At 52.4% G+C, this 20,922-nt stretch carries 18 protein-coding genes; 9 read left to right on the top strand and 9 right to left on the bottom strand.

Annotation, left to right across the window (positions count from 1 at the left end):
- Nucleotides 1-18: 18 nt before the first annotated feature.
- From HMPREF3119_RS18075 to corA, 5 genes are all read left to right on the top strand, one after another.
- Nucleotides 19-729, top strand: coding sequence for a DUF484 family protein (locus HMPREF3119_RS18075; RefSeq protein ID WP_036413192.1), 711 nt, complete (start codon nt 19-21; stop codon nt 727-729).
- On the top strand, nt 726-1,643 hold the full coding sequence (xerC, locus tag HMPREF3119_RS18070; protein ID WP_004234436.1) for a tyrosine recombinase XerC: 918 nt from the start codon (nt 726-728) through the stop codon (nt 1,641-1,643). Before HMPREF3119_RS18075 ends, xerC begins: the two co-directional genes overlap by 4 nt.
- Complete coding sequence (gene yigB, locus HMPREF3119_RS18065) at nt 1,643-2,359, top strand: 5-amino-6-(5-phospho-D-ribitylamino)uracil phosphatase YigB (RefSeq protein ID WP_046024127.1); 717 nt, start codon at nt 1,643-1,645, stop codon at nt 2,357-2,359. The genes xerC and yigB overlap by 1 nt, the downstream gene beginning before the upstream one ends.
- Nucleotides 2,360-2,445: 86 nt before the next feature.
- The gene (gene uvrD, locus HMPREF3119_RS18060) at nt 2,446-4,617 is read left to right on the top strand and encodes a DNA helicase II (RefSeq protein WP_004234440.1); all 2,172 of its coding nucleotides are present in this window, start codon (nt 2,446-2,448) and stop codon (nt 4,615-4,617) included.
- Nucleotides 4,618-4,729: 112 nt separating this feature from the next.
- A complete protein-coding gene (gene corA, locus HMPREF3119_RS18055; protein WP_070580481.1) occupies nt 4,730-5,680 on the top strand; it encodes a magnesium/cobalt transporter CorA in 951 nt (316 codons plus the stop codon).
- A 9-nt stretch (nt 5,681-5,689) separates the two neighbouring features.
- Here the strand turns inward: corA and HMPREF3119_RS18050 are convergent, their stop codons facing one another.
- Nucleotides 5,690-6,199 carry a DedA family protein gene (locus tag HMPREF3119_RS18050; protein ID WP_004234447.1) on the bottom strand — a complete coding sequence of 170 codons (510 nt, stop codon included), beginning with the start codon at nt 6,197-6,199 and terminating at the stop codon, nt 5,690-5,692.
- A gap of 52 nt (nt 6,200-6,251) precedes the next feature.
- Nucleotides 6,252-7,148: an EamA family transporter RarD gene (gene rarD / locus HMPREF3119_RS18045; RefSeq protein WP_036413186.1), complete on the bottom strand. Its 897-nt coding sequence runs from the start codon at nt 7,146-7,148 to the stop codon at nt 6,252-6,254.
- A 351-nt stretch (nt 7,149-7,499) separates the two neighbouring features.
- Here rarD and recQ point away from each other — a divergent pair, with 351 nt between their 5' ends.
- The 3 genes from recQ to yigL are packed head-to-tail and all read left to right on the top strand — an operon-like array spanning nt 7,500 to nt 11,164.
- A complete protein-coding gene (gene recQ / locus HMPREF3119_RS18040) occupies nt 7,500-9,326 on the top strand; it encodes an ATP-dependent DNA helicase RecQ (RefSeq protein ID WP_070580479.1) in 1,827 nt (608 codons plus the stop codon).
- Nucleotides 9,327-9,337: 11 nt separating this feature from the next.
- Complete coding sequence (gene pldB / locus HMPREF3119_RS18035) at nt 9,338-10,339, top strand: lysophospholipase L2 (protein ID WP_079549163.1); 1,002 nt, start codon at nt 9,338-9,340, stop codon at nt 10,337-10,339.
- Between the two features lie 21 nt (nt 10,340-10,360).
- A complete protein-coding gene (gene yigL, locus HMPREF3119_RS18030) occupies nt 10,361-11,164 on the top strand; it encodes a sugar/pyridoxal phosphate phosphatase YigL (RefSeq protein ID WP_004241342.1) in 804 nt (267 codons plus the stop codon).
- Nucleotides 11,165-11,236: 72 nt separating this feature from the next.
- Here the strand turns inward: yigL and HMPREF3119_RS18025 are convergent, their stop codons facing one another.
- From HMPREF3119_RS18025 to rsgA, 6 genes are all read right to left on the bottom strand, one after another.
- Entirely contained in the window at nt 11,237-12,547 is a 1,311-nt protein-coding gene (locus tag HMPREF3119_RS18025; RefSeq protein ID WP_004234458.1) for an SLC5/6 family protein, read from the bottom strand.
- Between the two features lie 556 nt (nt 12,548-13,103).
- Complete coding sequence (locus tag HMPREF3119_RS18020; protein WP_036418217.1) at nt 13,104-13,541, bottom strand: hypothetical protein; 438 nt, start codon at nt 13,539-13,541, stop codon at nt 13,104-13,106.
- On the bottom strand, nt 13,534-14,406 hold the full coding sequence (locus tag HMPREF3119_RS18015) for an endonuclease/exonuclease/phosphatase family protein (protein WP_246829299.1): 873 nt from the start codon (nt 14,404-14,406) through the stop codon (nt 13,534-13,536). The genes HMPREF3119_RS18020 and HMPREF3119_RS18015 overlap by 8 nt, the downstream gene beginning before the upstream one ends.
- Before the next feature lie 114 nt (nt 14,407-14,520).
- A complete protein-coding gene (gene mscM / locus HMPREF3119_RS18010; RefSeq protein ID WP_070580477.1) occupies nt 14,521-17,883 on the bottom strand; it encodes a miniconductance mechanosensitive channel MscM in 3,363 nt (1,120 codons plus the stop codon).
- 12 nt (nt 17,884-17,895) lie between these two features.
- Complete coding sequence (gene asd, locus HMPREF3119_RS18005) at nt 17,896-18,831, bottom strand: archaetidylserine decarboxylase (RefSeq protein WP_015422318.1); 936 nt, start codon at nt 18,829-18,831, stop codon at nt 17,896-17,898.
- A gap of 89 nt (nt 18,832-18,920) precedes the next feature.
- The gene (rsgA, locus tag HMPREF3119_RS18000) at nt 18,921-19,970 is read right to left on the bottom strand and encodes a small ribosomal subunit biogenesis GTPase RsgA (protein WP_070580475.1); all 1,050 of its coding nucleotides are present in this window, start codon (nt 19,968-19,970) and stop codon (nt 18,921-18,923) included.
- A gap of 164 nt (nt 19,971-20,134) precedes the next feature.
- On the opposite strand from rsgA, the gene orn reads away from it, so the two are divergent.
- Nucleotides 20,135-20,680, top strand: coding sequence for an oligoribonuclease (gene orn / locus HMPREF3119_RS17995; RefSeq protein ID WP_004234467.1), 546 nt, complete (start codon nt 20,135-20,137; stop codon nt 20,678-20,680).
- 46 nt (nt 20,681-20,726) lie between these two features.
- Here the strand turns inward: orn and HMPREF3119_RS19530 are convergent.
- A partial coding sequence (locus HMPREF3119_RS19530) for a hypothetical protein (RefSeq protein ID WP_210388507.1) occupies nt 20,727-20,922 on the bottom strand: 196 nt, incomplete at its 5' end.

Below are 20,922 nucleotides of genomic sequence, written 5' to 3'. Positions count from 1 at the left end.
TAAAGAGGATAAATAGCAATGGACAGTCAACAGGATACGGCCGTATTTGCCCCTTCCGGAGAGCCGGATGAGGCGGCGGTGCTGGCGTATCTGAAAGCGCATCCGGATTTTTTCATCCGCAATGCCGCGCAGATCACTGACATGACCATCCCGCACCCGGTAAAAGGTGCGGTCTCTCTGGTGGAGTGGCAGCTCGGACGCCAGCGTGAGCGGATAGGCACGCTGACGGATGATCTGATGCAGCTGATGATACAGGCCCGTGAAAACGAACACCTGTTCTCGCGCCTGCTGAAACTGCTGGCGTCGCTGTCCGCCGCGACTTCTCTTGATGATTTTTCCGAACGCCTGAATCAGTGGGCGAAGGGGCTGAAACTCAGTCATGCCAGAATCCGTCTGTTTACTGACAGCTGGCGGCTGGGTGCGCCGTTCCGTCATCAGGATCTGGCCTTATCCCGCGCACACTTTGAAGCCATCCGTCTCTCCCGCTTCGGGGATCGCAACCATTATCTGGGACAACTGACAGCCCCTGAAATTCAGCTGCTGCTGCCGGACAGTGCATTTGTCGGTTCAGCGTCTGTATCGCTGCTGGGCGGACAGCATGACCTCGGTGTAGTGATATTTGTCAGCCGTGACAAGCAGCACTATCAGAAAGATATGGGTACCGCGATGCTGGAACAGGTAGCCTATTTCCTGCCGCAGCTGCTGCAGCGCTGGGTGGAGCTGGCATGACGGACAGCGCGGCAGATGACCTGCTGGTCACGGCAGAACAGTTTCTGCAGTATCTGCGGGTAGAGCGCCGGTTAAGTCCGGTCACGATTACCAATTACCGCCGCCAGCTCACCGCGCTGGCGGAAATGATGGCCGCCGGTAAACTCCGCTGCTGGGCACAACTGGAACCGGCAACAGTGCGGATGCTGGCCGCAAAAAGCCGCCGTAACGGGTTACAGCCCGCCAGTCTGGCGCTGCGTCTTTCCGCTCTCCGTTCATTTCTTGACTGGCAGGTCAGTAACGGCCTGCTGCCCGCCAATCCGGCCAAGGCTGTCAGTGCCCCGAAACAGGGACGGCACCTGCCGAAAAATATGGATGTGGATGATATTACCCGGCTGATGGATATCAGCAGTAATGATCCGCTGACCGTGCGTGACCGTACCATGCTGGAAGTGATGTACGGCGCGGGGCTGCGTTTATCGGAGCTGGTCGGGCTGAATACCGGGGATTTTGACCTGGCCACCGGTGAAGTGCGGGTGCTGGGGAAGGGCAGCAAAGAGCGCAAAGTGCCGCTCGGCAAAACGGCAGTTGCCTGTCTGGAGCGCTGGCTGCCGCTGCGTGAGCTGTATGACCCGGAAGACCGGGCGGTGTTTATCTCCACCAAAAGCGGTAAGCGGATTTCAGCGCGTAATGTGCAGAAACGGTTTGAATACTGGGGCCTGCACCAGGGGCTGAACAGCCATCTGAACCCGCATAAACTACGCCACTCCTTTGCGACTCATATTCTGGAATCCAGCGGTGACCTGCGTGCCGTGCAGGAATTGCTGGGGCATGCTAATCTGTCCACCACGCAAATCTATACCCATCTGGATTTTCAGCATCTTGCCAATGTGTATGATGTTGCACATCCGCGGGCCAAACGAGGAAAACCGTAATGCGTTTTTACCGCCCCCTTTCACCTGTCCGCGCCATGACGTTCGATCTTGACGACACGCTGTATGATAATCGTCCGGTGATGGATAAAACCGAGGAGGAGGTCATTGCGTTTATCCGTCAGTATGATCCGCGTTTCAGTGAATTACCGGCTGACTATATTAATGTGTTCCGTGACCGGATCCGCCGTCAGCAGCCGGAGATTTTCCATGATGTCAGCCGCTGGCGTCTGCTTTCCTGGCGCACCTTTTTCCTGCATTACGGCTATACCGCCGCCCGTGCTCAGGCCGGGGCGGATGCGGTGATGGCGCATTTTGCGCAGTGGCGCAGCCGTATTGATGTGCCGCAGTCCACGCATGACACGCTGACTGCGCTGGCGGCCAGAATTCCGCTGGTGGCGATCACCAACGGCAATATGGAGCCGGAAAAATGCGGGCTGGCAGATTATTTTACTTTTATTCTCAAAGCCGGTCCCGACGGGCGGGCAAAGCCGTTCTGCGATATGTACCGCACGGCGGCGCAGCGGCTGGCTCTCCCGGCAGAAAATATCCTGCATGTCGGTGATAACCTGAATACCGATGTGGAAGGTGCGCTGTGCAGCGGCATGCAGGCCTGCTGGATCAACCTTGACGGCCGTGATGTTTATCACGACCCGGAAACCCGCCTGCTGCCGCATATTGAAATTACACAGTTGGATTCTTTAACCGGACTGTTATAATTTTATCTGTATAAAAAACCAGTTCTTCCGGATCCGGCTGTCCGGAAGGCGCTTTTTCTTTCGCGGCGCTGCCGCACAAAACACTGATGGAAATTATGGACGTCTCTTATCTGCTTGAAAGCCTTAATGATAAACAGCGCGAAGCGGTGGCGGCTCCCCGCTCAAACATGCTGGTGCTGGCGGGTGCTGGTTCCGGAAAAACCCGGGTGCTGGTGCACCGTATCGCCTGGCTGCTGGCAGTGGAGAATGCCTCTCCGTTTTCGGTGATGTCAGTGACCTTTACCAACAAAGCGGCGGCGGAAATGCGCCATCGTATTGAAGAGCTGGTCGGTACCAGTGAGGGCGGGATGTGGATCGGGACGTTCCACGGCCTGGCACATCGTCTGCTGCGGGCGCATCACCTTGATGCCGGATTACCGCAGGATTTCCAGATCCTCGACAGTGAAGATCAGATCCGCCTGATCCGCCGTCTGATCAAAGCCATGAATCTCGATGAAAAACAGTGGCCGGCCAAACAGGGCTGCTGGTATATCAATGGTAAAAAAGATGAAGGATTGCGGCCTCAGCATGTTGAGAGCTACGGCAACCCGGTGGAAGCCACCTGGCTGCGGATCTACCAGGCCTATCAGGAAGCCTGCGACCGTGCGGGGCTGGTGGATTTTGCCGAGCTGCTGCTGCGCGCACATGAATTGTGGCTCAACAAACCGGCGATTTTACAGCACTACCGCGACCGTTTTACCAATATCCTCGTGGACGAATTCCAGGACACCAACAGCATCCAGTACGCCTGGGTGCGCATGCTGGCGGGTGATACCGGCAAAGTGATGATTGTCGGTGATGATGATCAGTCTATCTACGGCTGGCGCGGGGCGCAGGTGGAAAATATCCAGCGCTTCCTGAAAGACTTCCCGGGTGCGACCACTATCCGCCTCGAGCAAAATTACCGTTCCACCAACAATATCCTGAAAGCGGCGAACGCCCTGATCTCGCACAACAGCGACCGGCTGGGGAAAAACCTCTGGACGGACGGTGAGGACGGCGAGCCTATCTCTCTGTATTGTGCCTTTAATGATCTGGATGAGGCGCGTTATGTGGTCGGACGCATCAAACAGTGGCATGAGAACGGCGGGGCGCTGGCGGACTGCGCGATTCTCTACCGCAGTAACGCCCAGTCCCGTTTACAGGAAGAGGCGCTGTTACAGGCCGCGCTGCCGTACCGTATTTACGGCGGCCAGCGCTTCTTCGAGCGCCAGGAAATCAAAGATGCGCTGGCGTATCTGCGCCTGATTTCAAACCGTCATGACGATGCCGCATTTGAGCGTGTGGTGAACACCCCGACACGCGGGATCGGCGACCGCACCCTGGACGTGGTGCGTCAGACTGCCCGTGAGCGGGAACTGACCCTCTGGGAAAGCTGCGGTGTGCTGCTGGAAGAAAAAGCACTGGCGGGACGCGCTGCCTCCGCGCTGGGGCGCTTCCTCGAGCTGATCAATCTGCTGGCGCAGGAAACTGACGGCCTGCCACTGCATGTGCAGACTGACCGCGTGATCCGCGATTCCGGACTGCGGGCACACTATGAGCAGGAAAAAGGTGAAAAAGCCCAGGCGCGGATCGAAAACTTAGAGGAACTGGTGACCGCAACCAACCAGTTCAGCTATCAGGATGCTGACGAAGGGCTGACGCCGTTACAGGCATTTCTGTCCCATGCCGCGCTGGAATCCGGCGAAGGTCAGGCGGACCGCTATCAGGATGCTGTCCAGCTGATGACACTGCACTCCGCCAAAGGGCTGGAGTTCCCGCAGGTCTTTATCGTCGGGGTGGAAGAGGGCATGTTCCCGGGCATGATGTCGATGGAGGAGAGCGGCCGTCTTGAAGAGGAGCGGCGGCTGGCCTATGTCGGTGTGACCCGTGCCATGCAGAAGCTGACTCTGACCTATGCCGAGACCCGCCGTCTGTACGGCAAAGAGGTGTATCACCGGCCATCCCGTTTTATCGGTGAACTGCCGCCGGAGTGTGTGGAGGAAGTGCGCCTGCGTGCTACCGTATCCCGCCCGGTTAATCATCAGCGGCTCGGCACACCGATCACCGCCAATGACAGCGGTTATACCCTCGGGCAGCGTGTCCGTCATCCGAAATTCGGGGAGGGCACTATCATCAATATGGAAGGTAACGGCGAGCATACCCGCTTACAGATAGCCTTCCAGGGTGAAGGGATCAAATGGCTGGTGGCCTCCTACGCCAAACTGGAAAAACCCTGATCTCCCGCAGAGTAAGGTGTTAATCGGATAATAACCGGTTGACACCCTTTTTCATCTGCGCATAACATGCGCACACTTTTTCTTTTCCTTTCGTTCCCGGAGGCCGCATACCATGCTGAGCGCATTCAGAGTTGACAATAAGCGTTTGCAACGTCTTGATTTAGAAGAGGGCGACGCCCTGACAGATGCGCTGTGGGTGGATATTTCGGAACCGGAAGTGCATGAACGGCAGCTGATTCAGACTCAGTTCAACCAGGAACTGGCAACCAGCCCGGAACTGGATGATATCGAAGCCTCCGCGCGTTTCTTTGAGGACGATGACGGGCTTCACGTCCACTCCTTTTTCTATTACGAAGATGCGGACGACCACGCCGGAAACTCCACTGTGGCATTTACCCTGCGTGACGGGCGTTTATACACGCTGCGTGAGCGGGAACTGCCTGCTTTCCGCCTGTACCGTATGCGCGCGCGCAAACAGACCATGCAGGACGGCAACGGTTACGAAATCCTGCTGGATCTGTTTGAAACCAAAATCGAGCAGCTGGCGGATGAAATCGAAAACATCTACAGCAATCTGGAAACACTCAGCCGGGCGATTATGAAAGGCAAGCAGGATGATGAGTTCGATAAAGCCCTGTCTGCCCTGGCCGAGCAGGAAGATATCGGCTGGAAAGTCCGTCTGTGTCTGATGGATACCCAGCGCGCGCTGAACTTCCTGGTCCACCGTACCCGTCTGCCGGCGAATCAGCTGGAGCAGGCGCGCGAAATCCTGCGCGATATCGAATCCCTGCTGCCGCATAATGAATCCCTGTTCCAGAAAGTGAACTTCCTGATGCAGGCGGCGATGGGCTTTATCAATATCGAACAGAGCCGCATTATCAAAATCTTCTCCGTTGTTTCTGTGGTATTCCTGCCGCCGACACTGGTGGCATCGAGTTACGGGATGAACTTCAAATTTATGCCGGAGCTGGACTGGTCGCTGGGGTATCCTGCTGCGATCGGGGTGATGGTTGCCGCTGCACTCGCGCCGTATCTTTACTTCAAACGCAAGAACTGGCTGTAACAGCCTTCCTCAGAAAAACGTGAACTCAATGCCCTTTGCAATCAGCATGTAAAGGGCGGTCCAGACCCCGGCGGACAGCAGACAGGTCACCAGTACACGGGTCTGTGTGAAACGCAGCAATCCGGCCGCCATCGGGATCAGATACCGCAGCACCGCAATAAACCGTGAGGTAAACAGGATCAGCAGCCCGCTGGTCTGAAGCCGTGCCTGGGCTTTACCGAGGGCGGTTTTGTATTTCGCCATCAGTCCCGGAAAATAGTTGCGGGTGATAATCAGACGGCCGAGATAATACGAAATCATCGAACCACAGGCCGCGCCCAGCGTAATCACCAGCCAGATAATCACCACCGGAACGACCGGAAATGCCAGCGTCACTACCGTCATCAGCATGACAGAGGCGGGCGGCAGGACAGATGAGAGAATAATCGTGGATTTGCTCAGGGCGATAACAAACAGAATGGCCAGCAGCCAGAGCGGGTGGTCGTGCAGTACCGCCAGATGATGCGTGATCCAGTCCATAATTATCCTCCCGGTGACAGCGCCGGCAGATCCGGCGCTGTCTCACAGAATATCACGCTTTTTTGTAACGGTGGCGCTGGGTGTATAGTGCATCCAGGGTAAAGACAATCAGTCCCGCCCAGATAAAGGCGAAGGTGATTAGCCGCTCAGCAGAAATGGCCTCGCCATACGCGGTGGTCGCCAGCACAAACATCAGGGTCGGACCGATGTACTGGAAGAAGCCGAGCGTGGAGAGACGCAGATGGTTAGCGGCCTCGGTAAACAGCAGCAGCGGCACGGTGGTGATAATCCCGGCGGCAATCAGCAGCAGATTCAGCGTCAGGCTGTTCATGGTCATATTGCTGGTGGCACTGTTGGCAAAGAAAAGCAGATAAATTCCCGCAACCGGCAGCAGCCACAGGGTTTCCACCAGCATTCCGCCCTGGGCATCCACCCCCAGTTTTTTGCGCAGCAGACCATACAGGCCGAATGTCATGGCCAGACTCAGCCCGATCACCGGCACAGTACCGAACTGCCAGAGCTGGATCAGCACGCCGGTAAAGGCGAGACACACGGCAAACCATTGCATACGGCGGAAACGCTCACCGAGAAAGAGCATTCCGAACAGGACGTTGACCAGCGGGTTAATAAAGTACCCGAGACTCGCTTCCAGCATATGGTTGTGGTTCACCGCCCAGATATAGATCAGCCAGTTAGAGGCGATAATACAGGCGGTCAGCGCGAGGATCATGATCTTCTTCGGCTGGCGGATAATCTGGCGGATACGCGGCCACTGGCGTGACACGGTGATCAGCAGGATCATAAAAAAGAATGACCAGATAATCCGGTGTGTCAGGATCTCATCCGCAGGCACCTGTTGGATCAGTTTGAAATACACAGGGGCAATACCCCAGATAAAGTAAGCGCCGAGAGCACAAAGGACGCCTTTTACGGTCTGTTGCTGGCTCATGATAGTCCAAGTCTGAAAGAAAGAAGAAAAGAAGATGCCTGCCGGCGCGGTCACTCTCGCATTGATACTACATAGTTACAACGTGAATAATCACGTCATTAATTAATTATTCGTAAAATGTGATCGCCTGCGATACGCCGGATGGCAGCAAAGACGTTAAAAAGATGTGAAAGTGTAACGCGCATCACAAAATTACACCAGAAGGTGTGCGCAAAAAAGCTCAGCACCGATCGAATATTATCACCGTCCGTGCGGATAGTCTGTTATCTGATGGCAAACTGAGCTAGCATAGAAGCATCTTTTCACCGGCAGAATGCACTGCCCGGATTTCTGTTTCACCTGAGGAGCTGCGTGTCTACCGCTGAAGTCATCAATACCCTGCCCGACGCTGACGCTATCCTGCGCCAGGTCTTTGGTTATCAGCAATTCCGTGCCGGACAGTCCGATATTATCGATACCGTGACCGGCGGACGCGATTGTCTGGTGGTCATGCCGACGGGCGGCGGGAAATCACTGTGTTATCAGATTCCGGCACTGATGCTGCCGGGGCTGACAGTGGTGGTGTCACCGCTGATTTCCCTGATGAAAGATCAGGTCGATCAGCTGCGCCTGCTCGGGGTGGAAGCCGGTTATCTGAATTCGGCACAGACCGCGCAGGAACAGCAGAAGGTACTGGAAGGGTGTCACAATAACCGCATCAAACTGCTGTATGTGGCACCGGAACGCCTGCTGATGAGCAGTTTTATCCGCCAGTTACAGCAGTGGCAGCCGTCGCTGCTGGCGGTGGATGAAGCGCACTGTATCTCTCAGTGGGGACACGATTTCCGGCCGGAATACTGCGCGATAGGCGAGCTTCGCCAGCATCTGCCGGGTGTGCCGGTGATTGCCCTGACGGCCACCGCCGATAATACTACCCGTTCTGATATCTGCTCGCGGCTGCGCCTCAGTGACCCGCTGATCCACATCAGCAGCTTTGACCGCCCGAATATCCGCTACACGCTGGTGGAAAAATATAAAGCGTTTGATCAGCTGTGGATGTTTGTCCGTGGTCAGAAAGGCCAGTGCGGTATTATTTACTGTAACAGTCGTAATAAAGTGGAAGATGTCGCCGCCCGTCTGCAAAAGCGCGGGCTGAGTGTCGCGGCGTATCATGCCGGCCTGGATAATTCACAGCGTGAATGGGTCCAGGATGCTTTCCTCAAGGACAACTTACAGGTCGTGGTCGCCACGGTGGCGTTCGGGATGGGGATTAACAAATCCAACGTCCGTTTTGTCGCGCACTTTGATATCCCGCGCAATATTGAGTCCTATTACCAGGAAACCGGCCGTGCAGGACGTGACGGGGTCAGTGCGGAAGCGGTTCTGTTTTATGACCCGGCGGATATGGCGTGGCTGCGCCGCTGTCTGGATGAAAAACCGGCCGGGCCGCAGAAAGATATCGAACAGCACAAGCTGAATGCCATGGGCGCGTTTGCCCAGGCACAGACCTGCCGCCGTCTGGTATTGCTCAATTACTTCGGTGAGAACCGCCAGACACCGTGCGGTAACTGCGATATCTGCCTGGATCCGCCGAAACAGTATGACGGGCTGGTTGAGGCACAGCAGGCGCTGTCCTGCATCTACCGCGCCGGGCAGCGTTTTGGTCTGGGGTATATTGTGGATGTGCTGCGCGGCTCGAATAATCAGCGGATCCGTGAATACGGACACGACAAACTCGCGGTTTACGGTATAGGCAAAGATAAAAGCCAGGAACACTGGGTCAGTCTGCTGCGCCAGCTGATCCTCTTAGGGCTGATAACGCAAAACATCGCCAATTATTCTGCGTTACAATTAACCGAATCCGCCCGTCCGGTTCTGCGCGGCGAAGTACCGCTGCAACTCGCGGTGCCGAGGATCCAGAATATCAAACCGCGTCAGACTGCCCGCAGCTACGGCGGTAATTACGACAAAAAACTGTTCGCGAAATTGCGCAAGCTGCGCAAATCCATTGCGGATGAGGAAAATATCCCGCCGTTTGTGGTGTTTAACGATGCCACACTCATTGAAATGGCGGAACAATGCCCGGTCAGGGCAAATGATTTACTCTTGATAAATGGCGTCGGAGAGCGGAAACTGGAACGATTCGGCGATGCATTTATGGCCCTTATCCGCGAGCATCTCACCGGATTTGATGACTAAAGGATCACCCTATGCTGCCACCGGATACCCTGAAAGCAAGCTGGCTGGAACGCGAAGCGGAGTATTCCGCCTTTGTGAACGGCCCGTTACTTGATTTCTGGAGCAACCGGGATGAGCGGACATTTCAGGGCACGGATGATGTCACTATCCGCTATGTGCAGTTTACCGATCCTGCGCATGACAAAGTGCTGGTGATCAGTTCCGGACGCAGCGAAAGCTATGTCAAATATCCGGAAGTTCTGTACGATTTTTTCCACCTCGGTTTTGATGTCTTTATTATGGATCACCGGGGGCAGGGGCTTTCCGGGCGGATGCTGGATGATCCGCAAAAAGGCCATGTCGAGCGTTTTGACGACTATATTGATGATTTTTCTCAGTTCACCAACATCGCGCTGGCGGAGAAAAATTACGCTTACCGCTATGCACTGGCGCACTCGATGGGCGGTGCGATACTGGGCGGTTATCTGTTGCGCGAGCCGGACACCTTCCGTGCCGCGGTATTATGTGCCCCGATGTTCGGTATCAATTTACCGATGCCGATGTGGCTGGCGAATATGATTGTGAACCGGGCTGATAAACGGCCGTCGGAACGCAATGAGTATGCGGTATCAACCGGGAAGTGGCAGCCGTTGCCGTTTTTAATCAACATGCTGACCCACAGTTACCCGCGGTACCGGCGTTACCTGCGCTGTTATGCTGACTATCCTGCTTTACGTCTCGGCGGACCCACGTATCACTGGTTACGCGAAAGCATTGATATCGGGCAGAAAATAATTGCGCAGGCGGGAGAGATAAACACCCCGCTGATGGTGCTGATGGCATCAGAGGATAAGGTGGTGGACAATCGGGAGTTGCTGGCTTTCTGCGAAAACCGCCGTAAAGCCCGGACAGGACAAGAAGAAGAACATATGCCTCTGACGTTTGAGGGAGCTTATCACGAGATCCTGTTCGAAGAAGACGCGTTGCGCGCTGTTGCGCTCAATGCGATTTGTCATTTTTTCGGACTCCACTAATCAATTTTCAGGAATTTGCATATGTATCATGTGGTTGCTTCAGATTTAGACGGAACGTTATTATCACCTGCCCACAGTTTGACTCCCTACACCAAGGAAACCCTCCGCCTGCTGACCATCAATAAAGGCGTGCATTTTGTTTTTGCCACCGGCCGCCATCATGTGGATGTGGCGCAGATCCGTGATGCACTGGGGATTGACGCGTTTATGATCACCTCCAACGGCGCGCGGGTACACAACACCAAAGGTGAGCTGGTATTCAGTCATGATGTGGATCCGGATGTGGTCCGCGAGCTGTGCCTGATGGAGTTTGATAACCCGGATATCCTCACCAACTATTACCGGGGTGACGGCTGGATGATCAACCGGGAAAGCCCGGAACAGAAAGAGTTTTTCCAGGAATCTGTTTTTATGTATGAGCTGTTTGACCGTAATGATTTTCCGGTTGATCAGGTCTGCAAAGTCTACTTTACCTGTGACGATCACGAGAAACTTGTCGCGCTGGAAGCCAAAATCCGCGTGCGTTTCGGCAATAAAGTGAATGTCAGTTTCTCTCTGCGCAGCTGTCTGGAAGTGATGGCCGGAGGTGTCTCTAAAGGTGAGGCGCTGCAGCAGGTCGCGGAATCACTGGGCTACCGCCTGAATGACTGCATTGCTTTCGGTGACGGTATGAATGACCGCGAAATGCTGGAAATGGCCGGAAAAGGCTGCATTATGGCGGGAGCACATCAGCGCCTGAAAGATATTCTGCCGGAAATGGAAGTGATTGGCTCTAATGCGGATGATGCGGTTGCTCATTATCTGCGCCGGTTATATCAGCAGTAATTTTTATATTCAGATCAACAAAAAAGCCGCCGGAAAATAAATCCGGCGGCTTTTTTGTTTCTGGGAGTATTATCAGGAAAATGCCAGGAACGGCGACACACAGAGCAGCATCCCGGTAAAAATAATCAGATACAGGGAGATGCCTTTATATTTATGCAGCATCGGGACTTTATAAACCAGATAAGCCGGAATCAGACAACCGACCATCCCGAAAATCGGACTGCATATTGAGGTAAAGCTCAGTACCGGTGCGTTGAGAATAATGGCGCCCCAGGCCAGCAGCACCGCAAATACCATAATGCCGTATTTCACCAGGGTTTCATTAATCCGCTCCGCAGGCATCATGCGCTGCAGAATATTCATCACAATCCCTTGCGTGGCTTCGCGGAACCCGAGATATACCCCGAAGAACGCCGTCATAACCGCAAAAATATTCAGCATTACGCTGACCACAGTTACCCAGCCGCCGGGGAAGAATTTAGCGGCGATTGCCAGTGCGGAAATATTCTGCTGATAAGCTTTAACCGCCTCGTCATGACCCATTGCCAGGGTAAAGGAAACGGCATAGAAAAAGACGGTACAGAACAGGATAATAAAGGCGATATTCATTGCCCGCAGGGCTTTAAAGCGGGCCACTTCCCGGTTCACATTCTGATTGCGGAATGAAATGACCATCGGGCTGAGAGTCTGAATAAACAGAATGGATGTCAGGGTAAACGGCAGTGTAATAACCGCTTCTTTAATTAAACGGCCAACCGGCGGCAGTGAGCCGATATTATACAGGTGCCACATGCCCACCATCGATATACCGAGTGCGGCGACAATAAACAGCTTGGTCAGCACCATAAAACTGGATAATTTAAATAACAGCTTTTCGCCGCGTGAAGAGATAGCGACCAGCAGGCAAATCAGAATTAATCCGTACCACGGACTGTCGGATAATAATCCTTCTGTCACACCGAAAGTCTGGAAATAAGACGCACTGTCATTTGTGATGGCAGTGGAATAAACAAACATCCAGATCACCAGCATAATAAAATACAGCGCTCCGAGTAATATCCCCCAGTTTTTACCGAGATAACCGGTAATCACACTCGGATAGTCTTTACATTCCGGGGATTCCGCGAGCGTGTTAATAAATAACCGCTGGAACAGATACATGGCCGGATAGCCGATAACGGAGGATAGCAGGAAAACCCATAACCCCATCAGACCGACCTGAACCGGTAAGAAAACAATACCGGCGCCGATAGCCATCCCGATGCTCATAATAACCCAGCCGGCGTCGGTACCATCAAATTTGGTCGCTGCACGCCACTGCTCTTCACTCATTCCGGAATTTTCCGCTGCGGAACGTGTCGTATTTATCGCCATAAATAACATCCTTAATGTTTAAATCTTAAACAATGTTGTTCTTAACGGGTGCGATTTAAACAACGTATTATGTAATAACGTTTTGTTATCAGCAGGCTTATTTTTTAATATCTTTATCATAAAGGATGTAAATCAGAAAAAATAATGCTTTTTAGAGAGAGGTAAAGTGATATCAGGAGAAAAATTTTCTCCCGGACAGCAATAATCATGATTAAACGTGGTATGAAGCAAACGGCGCAATCATTAATATTGCTTATCAGGTATAAATTTACGTGAAGAAGTGATTTTATAAAAAATGAGAGCTCTGTGGCATACGTGATACTGACCCCGGAAATGAACAAAGCGTGAGCTGTTCCTGTAGTATCCGGGGGGCGGTTCTGTTATACAAAAAAGCATATCCGGTTGTCCGGAACAGGTTTGGCTCTCCGGTATTGATATCATCTGGTTGGTGGATGAATGTACAGTTTTTTCAGATATAACAGAAAAAGAGCCTGTTCTGTGTGGCCAGAATAGGAAGTATTAATAAAAATAGCCAGTTACTTCTGATACCGGCTATTTTTTATACTTAATAATCAGCTTCTTTACCATAAAATAAGTTGGCCATAGCCATTGCTGTTTCGGGCGTGGTTAAAATATCTGTTAATGTTGACTTTAAAATATCCATTGTATTACATGAAAACTCTTCTTTTTTATATCGAACAGTTACCGGAAATCCGGTTGATTTATTTAACGAATATTCACATAAAAGATGTTTTATTTCTGGGTTGGTTTCACTTTTCAGATATATGGCTTTGTCATATATTGTTTGTGCTGAGAGCATACTGATTAGTTTATTATTATCAATATTTTTAATTTCCGGATACACGATATTGTTTGTTGATTCTTTAACTAAATTAAGCAAATCGAATGTTTTAGACTCAATATCTTTTTTTATCTCTACAATATCTAATGCGCTCTGGAATGAGCTTCTAATTGAATTCAGGATGTCGTCGTTATCACTCATAATGTAATCCGCAAAAAATAGGTAAATGGTCAAAGTTATCTAAATACACCACGTCTGAGACTGCATTGTCAATGTCATTGATCACTTTATGGCAATCTGTACTATTGAGAATAAGCTTAAGATTATCCTTGTTTCGTGTTACGAAAGAGGATGAAAAAATCATTTGATCAAACACATACCACCGGTTAGCGGAAGGAGCGCTGTAGTAATAGGTACCGATATTATTGTACAAACCATCAGACAGAATTTTCCAGAACGGGTTAAAGAGTAGTTTTTTTCTTTTTTCTATCAGATGAAAATCCCGGGTTGCAAAGAGTTTTTTACGTAATGCATAGGAGTAAGGTTGGGCATTATAATCACCCATACAAATTATTTTAGTATCTATATTTTTATCCAGAATATTATTAATATCATTTCTTATATAAGTAGCAATGCTTTCGCGGACAGATTCATTATTTCTGAGTTTTGATGGCCAGTGTGATAAGTAAAAAACGATCTCGTCATTGTTTTTCAGTTCTTTAAATATAACTTTTACACCTGCCCGTAATGACTTCCCATCGGGCTGGACTTCTGTCAGATGAGTATGTTCTACATAGGATAATTTTTCAGGATTATAAATAACAGAGATGTCGATAAGAATGCGACCAACAGAGCTGGTTAAATCTATAAATGTAAGATTTTCTTTTTTAGCTAAATCATTAAGAAAACAGGATTCATCTTCAGATACTTCACAAAGTGCGAAAAAATCAAGATCCCGCTGCTGAATGAACTGCGTTATATAATTACCGGCTAAAGTAATAGCATCAGTTTTTTTCGCCTTATTGGAGCGTATTGGCGGGGATATACCAATATTCCACCATCCCAAATTTAACTTGCTTGTATTCATTCTATTTAAAATGGTTGCCAGATAATAAAATTTAAGATGACGATTCACTGTCAGCAGTATATCTTAAATTTTATTATCTGGCTTTACCGGTTATCACAACCCGCCGGATTTCCGCATCGGGTTACGGCCCGACAGATTTTTTGTGCCGCTGCGCAGAATATTTCCCACCATATCCACACGCGCCTCAAATGGCGGGAACGGCAGGATGATATTGTTTTCCGCGAAGCTGCGCAGGATATTCTGATGGATCTCATGACGCGCCGGCAGGCGGTGTCCCATTTCAGCGGCGTAGGCGCGCAGTTCGAAAATCTGAATACCCTGTTGTAAATCAACCAGATAAGCTTCCGGATTTGGCGTGTCCAGAATCATTGCCGAGTCCTGTGCCGCCATCAGCAGCAGAATAGTGACCTGCTCCGGATTGGCTTCCGCCGGGACCGGGATGGTCAGGACGATACGGGTGACGGTATCTGAGAGTGACCAGTTGATAAACTGCTCGGTAATAAAGGCTTTGTTCGGGACGATAATCTCTTTGCGGTCCCAGTCTGTCAGCGTGGTGGCGCGGGTGTTGATGCGCGTGATGCTGCCGGTCAGGTCACGGATGGTGACGGTATCGCCGATACGGATCGGTTTTTCGAACAGGATCATCAGGCCGGAAACAATGTTGGCGAAAATCTCCTGTAAACCAAAGCCCAGCCCGACACCCATTGCAGTGACAAACCACTGCATTTTCGACCATTCAATGCCGATCAGCGAGAAGCCGACAATCCCGCCGACCAGGGTAATACTGTATTTGGTCAGCGTGGTAATCGCGTAACCGGTACCCGGAGTCAGATCGAGATGCTGTAACAGCGCCAGTTCCAGCAATGCGGGAAGGTTCCGCACCAGCTGCGTGGTGATGATAATCACCAGAATGGCGACAAAGACAGAGCCGAGCGTAATCGGCTGGAGGGTATCCACACCGTTGATACTGCTGCTGACATCCCAGAGCCGGATATTTTCCAGGAAGGAGAAGGCGGTGTGCAGTTCAGACCAGAGCAGAATACAGGATACCAGGGCAATCATGGTCAGAATCGAACGGACCAGCCCGACTGACTGCGCACTGATGGTATCGAGGTCAATGACCTGCTCTTCAATATCAATCACACCTTCCGCGCTGTTGGCATTACTGTTGACGCTGCTGTCATCATCACTTTTTGCCCGTTGTGCCAGGATTTCAGCACGGCGCTGTTTGGCACGTTCAAAGGCGATACGGCGGCGCTGGATCAGCATCCAGCGGGTGATAATGTTGTAGACCACCAGCAGCATAAACCAGATGGCGACCGAGGTTTCCAGGCGGCCGAGCAGTGCCTGTGAAGTCGCGAGATAGCCGAGCAGAGCGGCAATCGCCGCCACTACCGGTGCCAGCAGGAGCAGCCACCACATTCCTTTGCTGACGGCATTGTCGCCGCTGCCGTGGCGGTCAAGATAGAGCGGAACTCCCGCACGGCGCAGGCTGCTGGTAATGATAAATAGCGCGGCACACAGCAGCAGGAAGCAGAGACGGCCGAGTGTCGGGGCAAACTCCCGGTCATTGAAGTATTCAAAGGTGGTCATTGCCATCATCAGCGGCACAATGACAAAAATGGAAAGCTGATAGAAACGCATTGCCCGTTTAACGCGGGCTTCCGGCCAGCGGAACTGTGCGATAAACAGCCCGTTAGGCCGGGCAAAGGTTGCGCAGAACATAAACAGCCACAGCACCGGTGTGGTGGCGCTGACACCGTCACCGATCGCTTTTGCCATCGGGTACTGCCAGGCATTCTGTAACCCGTAGCCGATAGCGGACCACAGTACCGGCAGCGGCAGAGAGACAAGCACAGACCAGAACAGGGTGCGCAGTGTGATGGAAAAGCGATCCAGTGTTACTTTACCGATACGCTGACTGGTTCTGTCCAGAAATGCCTGATAGTGACGGCGGTAGTTCAGGCCGAAAATCGCCAGCAGCAGGGTGCCGATGATATAGAGCGAAATCTCTTTGTTCTGCCACGAGAACATAGTTTTAAATGCACCGCCGAGCTGCGCCAGGGTATCCAGGGACAGCAGCTTGGTCAGGCTGGTCAGTACCTCAATCGGGTAATTGAGGTAAACCGGTGTGGCATCCGCCACCCAGAACAGATAGCGGTGGGTGTCGTCGCGGACTTCAATCAGCACGTCACTGAGCTGACTGGTGGTCACTTTGAGCTTGGTCAGCTCCAGAATTTCGGTATCGTAACCGGAGAGCAGGGAGCCGAGCAGCTCTTTGCGGTTCTGAATCAGCTGCTGATAGAGGGAAGCCTGATCCGGCGGGAGGGAGGCTGTTTGTGACGTATCCGGTTCATTATTATTACCGGACAGGGCATCGAGCATATTTTCATATTTCAGACGCTCAACACGCAGGTCGGTAATCTCTTTATCCAGCTGCTGCGGTTTCGGCATGTCCGGCAGGCGGCTGAGCTGTGCCCGCAGGGCTTCCCCCAGTGCGGTTGAGCCGTTCAGCCACTGTGCCTGCTCCTGAATGGTGCCGAGTACCTGACGCGCTTTCTGGATATCGGTTGCCGCCTGGCGCTGCATCTCTCCGATATCACTCATGTGCGCGGCCTGATCATTCAGCACCTGCGACAGTTCGCGGTTGATATCAATCTGTTCTTTCAGGTACGGCGGTAAATCACCGGCCTGTTCGGCCAGCAGTTCGGTGCGTTCCAGCGCCAGTTCCGCTTTCTGCTGACGTTTGCCGTTGAGCACACTGCGCAACTGCTGAAGTTCGAGATCCAGCCGCTGATAGCGTTTACGCAGCAGTTCAAGGCGGATGCGGGTCAGTTCCTGGCGGTTATTGGCAGATAGCTGAGCCAGTTCCAGCTCATTGACCGTTGCCTTGCGTGCCTGCACTTCTGCGGCGGCCAGCGTGGCCTGAGCTTCGGCAAGCGGGGTCAGCGGGGTTGCGAGTCCCTGCTGGCGGGAGGTGGCTTCATTCAGGAGACGGCGGGCTTCGGACTGCTGCTGGGGCAGGAGGGTCAGAGAATCGCTGATTTCGCGGTTTTTGTCCTGCTCCTGCTGTAACAGCCGTCCCTGCTCCAGTAACTGTCCGCTGAGCTGGATAGCTTGTTGCTCAAGGTCGCTGATAGGGCGGGTGGTGAGAATTTTGGCCGGGGAATCACTCTCTTCCAGCAGCTGCTGACGTAATGCCCTGACCAGCTTCGGGAAGTTATCGATGGTATCCTGATAGTTTTGTGCGCGTTCATCCGCGGCTTTGCTGTCTGTCAGCCAGTTCAGGGTCGCCTGTAACGCCTGAGCCATCTCAATATCTTTCGGATCTTTACTGCTCTCAATCCGCTTCAGTTCCTGGCGGATCTGCGGCTCGTTAATATCCGATGCCGCATATACCGCTGTCAGCGGGGAGAAAAGAAAAACCGCCAGTAAAAATGAGATAATCAGGCGCACAGGGGAGAGTCCTCAGTTAGTGGCAGCGGCGTCCGGTTGTGACGGGCATGCAGGGCTTTCTTCCGCGCAGGCGGCATCATCCGCCGTAATGCGGGTGGCCAGCAGTTCACCCATACGGGTGGAAACGCCGTTTGCCAGTGCACTGTTCAGTGCCACTGTATCCGCCGGGAACAGGTTGATCACGGTGGAGCCGAGCTTAAAGCGGCCCATCTCTTCGCCTTTTTTCAGGTTTACCGCACAGACGCTGTCGTGTGCCGGATAAGTCCAGCGGCGGACAATCCCTTCACGCGGCGGGGTGACCATACCGCACCAGACGGTTTCCATACTGCCGACAATCGTGGCGCCCACCAGAATCTGCACCATCGGGCCGAAATCCGTGTCAAACACGCAGATCAGACGCTCGTTACGGGCGAACAGGTTCGGGACATTGGCGGCGGTCAGCGGGTTAACGGAGAACAGGTCGCCCGGGACATAGATCATTTCACGCAGATGGCCGTCACACGGCATATGCACGCGGTGGTAATCACGCGGAGATAAGTAAGTGGTTACAAACTGCCCGTTGCGGAACAGATCCGCCAGCTGCCAGTTTCCGGCGAGCAGGGCTTCCAGGGTGTAGTTATGCCCTTTGGCCTGTAAAATCTGATCGTCACGGATAAGCCCCAGCTGACTGATGGTGCCGTCTGCCGGCAGTGCCAGGGTTTCGCTGCCCTGTACGATAGGGCGGACTTCCTCTTTCAGTGCGCGGATAAAAAACTCATTGAAGGTACTGTAAGCGATAAATTCGCTCTCTTTCGCTTCCTGCATATCCACTTTGTAGGCTTTGGCGAATGCTTTGATCACCAACTGTGTCAGCCAGCCAAGTTTTTTGTTGGCAAAGCGGCCCGCCAGCTGAGTAAGACACTGTTTAGGCAGCAAATATTGTAATTTTATTTTAAGAGTATCCAGCACATCGACCTCTGGTATTGTTTGTTATCTGCCGGTTTTTCCGGCGAATTCTGAACAAAAGGGGGCTATTGTACCTGTGCTTATTGCGCTTGTCAGTCTTCACCGGCCGTAAAATTACGGCGTGGTTTCACCTGTGCCATACTTTCCAGAATACGGTGATAATTTTCAAAGCGTTCCGCACTGATTTCGCCGTTCTCCACAGCTTCGCGCAGCGCACAGCCCGGGTCATCCCCGTGTTTGCAGTCACGGAATTTACAGCCGCCGAGATAATCGCGGAATTCCGTATATCCCTGAGTGACCTGTTCCGGTGTCAGGTGCCACAACCCGAATTCACGCACTCCCGGTGAGTCGATCACATCCCCGCCGTGCGGGAAATGATACAGCCGTGAGGCGGTGGTGGGGTGCTGACCCAGCCCGGAAACATCAGAAACGTTATTGACCAGGATATCCGCGTTTTCCGGCAGCAATGTATTGAGCAGGCTGGATTTTCCGACACCGGATTGTCCGGCGAAGATGGAAATCCGTCCGGCAAGTGCTGCCGTCAGTGCATCAATCCCCTCGTTGGTGTAGCCGGATACTTCCAGCACACGGTATCCGATATTACGATAGATATTCATTAAATCATTGACCTGGTCGCGGCTTTCGTCATTCAGCAGGTCAATTTTGTTGAGCACAATCAGTGGTTCCACACCGAGTGTTTCGCAGGCGACCAGATAGCGGTCAATAATATTGAGTGATAATTCCGGTAAAATCGCGGAAACAATCACGATCTGGTTGATATTGGCGGCGATCGGTTTGATACCGTCATAAAAATCAGGACGGGTCAGTACCGATTCACGTTCATGCACTGCCTCAACAATCCCGTTAACACGGCCTTCTTCGTTATTCTGCAACGCCGCACGCCAGACCACGCGGTCACCGGTGACCAGTGATTTGATGGTGCGGCGCAGGTTGCAGCGCTGTACCGAGCCGTCTGCGGCTTCAATATCCGCATGCTGCCCGAAACGGCTGATTACCTGTCCTTCCTGAGCCTCACCGAACAGGCTGTCCTCAGGCTCCGGGCGGTTCTCTTTGCGCAGTTTGCGCTGCTGGTTTGCCTGAACACGCCGTACCTGACCTTTGGAAAGTTTTTGTTTAGCCAACGAAACCTCGTCTGTTTTGACACCACGTAAAGAAGAAAGTGCCCGCCGGGGTGACTCGCGGCAGGGCGGATTACGCGCTATGATACACCATTCATTTTACCCGTCATCATTCAATCCGTGTGAACAAAAAACAGGCGGATACTCAGGTAACTATAGGATACAACATGGCAAAAAGTGAACAGAACCTTATCTGGATCGATCTGGAAATGACCGGACTTGACCCGGAACGTGACCGGATTATCGAAATCGCCACCATTGTGACAGATGCAAACCTGAATATTCTGGCGGAAGGCCCGGTTCTGGCGGTACACCAGTCTGATGAACAATTAGGTCTGATGGATGACTGGAATGTCCGCACACACGGCGCCAGCGGGTTAACTGAACGTGTCCGCGCCAGCACGTATTCCGACGCACAGGCAGAGCAGGCCACTATCGCGTTCCTGGAGCAGTGGGTGCCGCAGGGCGCTTCTCCTATCTGCGGTAACAGTGTCGGCCAGGATCGCCGTTTTCTGTTCCGTTATATGCCGGCGCTTGAGCAATATTTTCACTACCGTTACCTGGATGTCAGCACCCTGAAAGAGCTGGCCCGCCGCTGGAAACCGGAAGTGCTGGACGGCTTCACCAAGAAAAACACCCACCAGGCGCTGGATGATATCCGCGAGTCAATCGCGGAACTGGCTTACTACCGCGAAACCTTTATCCGCCTGTGATAAAAAACGGTGGCTGATTTTCAGCCGCCGGTCGGTTAATATTAGTTCAGGTTGCGTGTTTTATAGCATATTTGCCGGTTTTATCGGCATCTGAACAAAAAAATTCATTTTTTCGTGCCGGAGGGCTTGCCAGAAAATGAATTTTTCGTATAATGCGCTCCCCGTACCGAGATAGATTTTCAATCGAAAGCGGTGCGGGCAAATTGCAAAATATGCGGGAATAGCTCAGTTGGTAGAGCACG

Origin of the sequence: Morganella sp. HMSC11D09, from assembly GCF_001807955.1 — a bacterium.
GTDB lineage: Bacteria > Pseudomonadota > Gammaproteobacteria > Enterobacterales > Enterobacteriaceae > Morganella > Morganella morganii.
This window is presented reverse-complemented; position numbering and strand designations above follow the sequence as displayed.

Coding starts and splice junctions, on each gene's coding strand:
- xerC (WP_004234436.1), top strand. CDS start 726: ATGACGGACAGCGCGGCAGATGACCTGCTGGTCACGGCAGAACAGTTT.
- HMPREF3119_RS18020 (WP_036418217.1), bottom strand. CDS start 13,541: ATGAGTGATAACGACGACATCCTGAATTCAATTAGAAGCTCATTCCAG.
- corA (WP_070580481.1), top strand. CDS start 4,730: ATGCTGAGCGCATTCAGAGTTGACAATAAGCGTTTGCAACGTCTTGAT.
- yigL (WP_004241342.1), top strand. CDS start 10,361: ATGTATCATGTGGTTGCTTCAGATTTAGACGGAACGTTATTATCACCT.
- orn (WP_004234467.1), top strand. CDS start 20,135: ATGGCAAAAAGTGAACAGAACCTTATCTGGATCGATCTGGAAATGACC.
- HMPREF3119_RS18025 (WP_004234458.1), bottom strand. CDS start 12,547: ATGTTATTTATGGCGATAAATACGACACGTTCCGCAGCGGAAAATTCC.
- HMPREF3119_RS18075 (WP_036413192.1), top strand. CDS start 19: ATGGACAGTCAACAGGATACGGCCGTATTTGCCCCTTCCGGAGAGCCG.
- uvrD (WP_004234440.1), top strand. CDS start 2,446: ATGGAAATTATGGACGTCTCTTATCTGCTTGAAAGCCTTAATGATAAA.
- rarD (WP_036413186.1), bottom strand. CDS start 7,148: ATGAGCCAGCAACAGACCGTAAAAGGCGTCCTTTGTGCTCTCGGCGCT.
- yigB (WP_046024127.1), top strand. CDS start 1,643: ATGCGTTTTTACCGCCCCCTTTCACCTGTCCGCGCCATGACGTTCGAT.
- HMPREF3119_RS18050 (WP_004234447.1), bottom strand. CDS start 6,199: ATGGACTGGATCACGCATCATCTGGCGGTACTGCACGACCACCCGCTC.
- pldB (WP_079549163.1), top strand. CDS start 9,338: ATGCTGCCACCGGATACCCTGAAAGCAAGCTGGCTGGAACGCGAAGCG.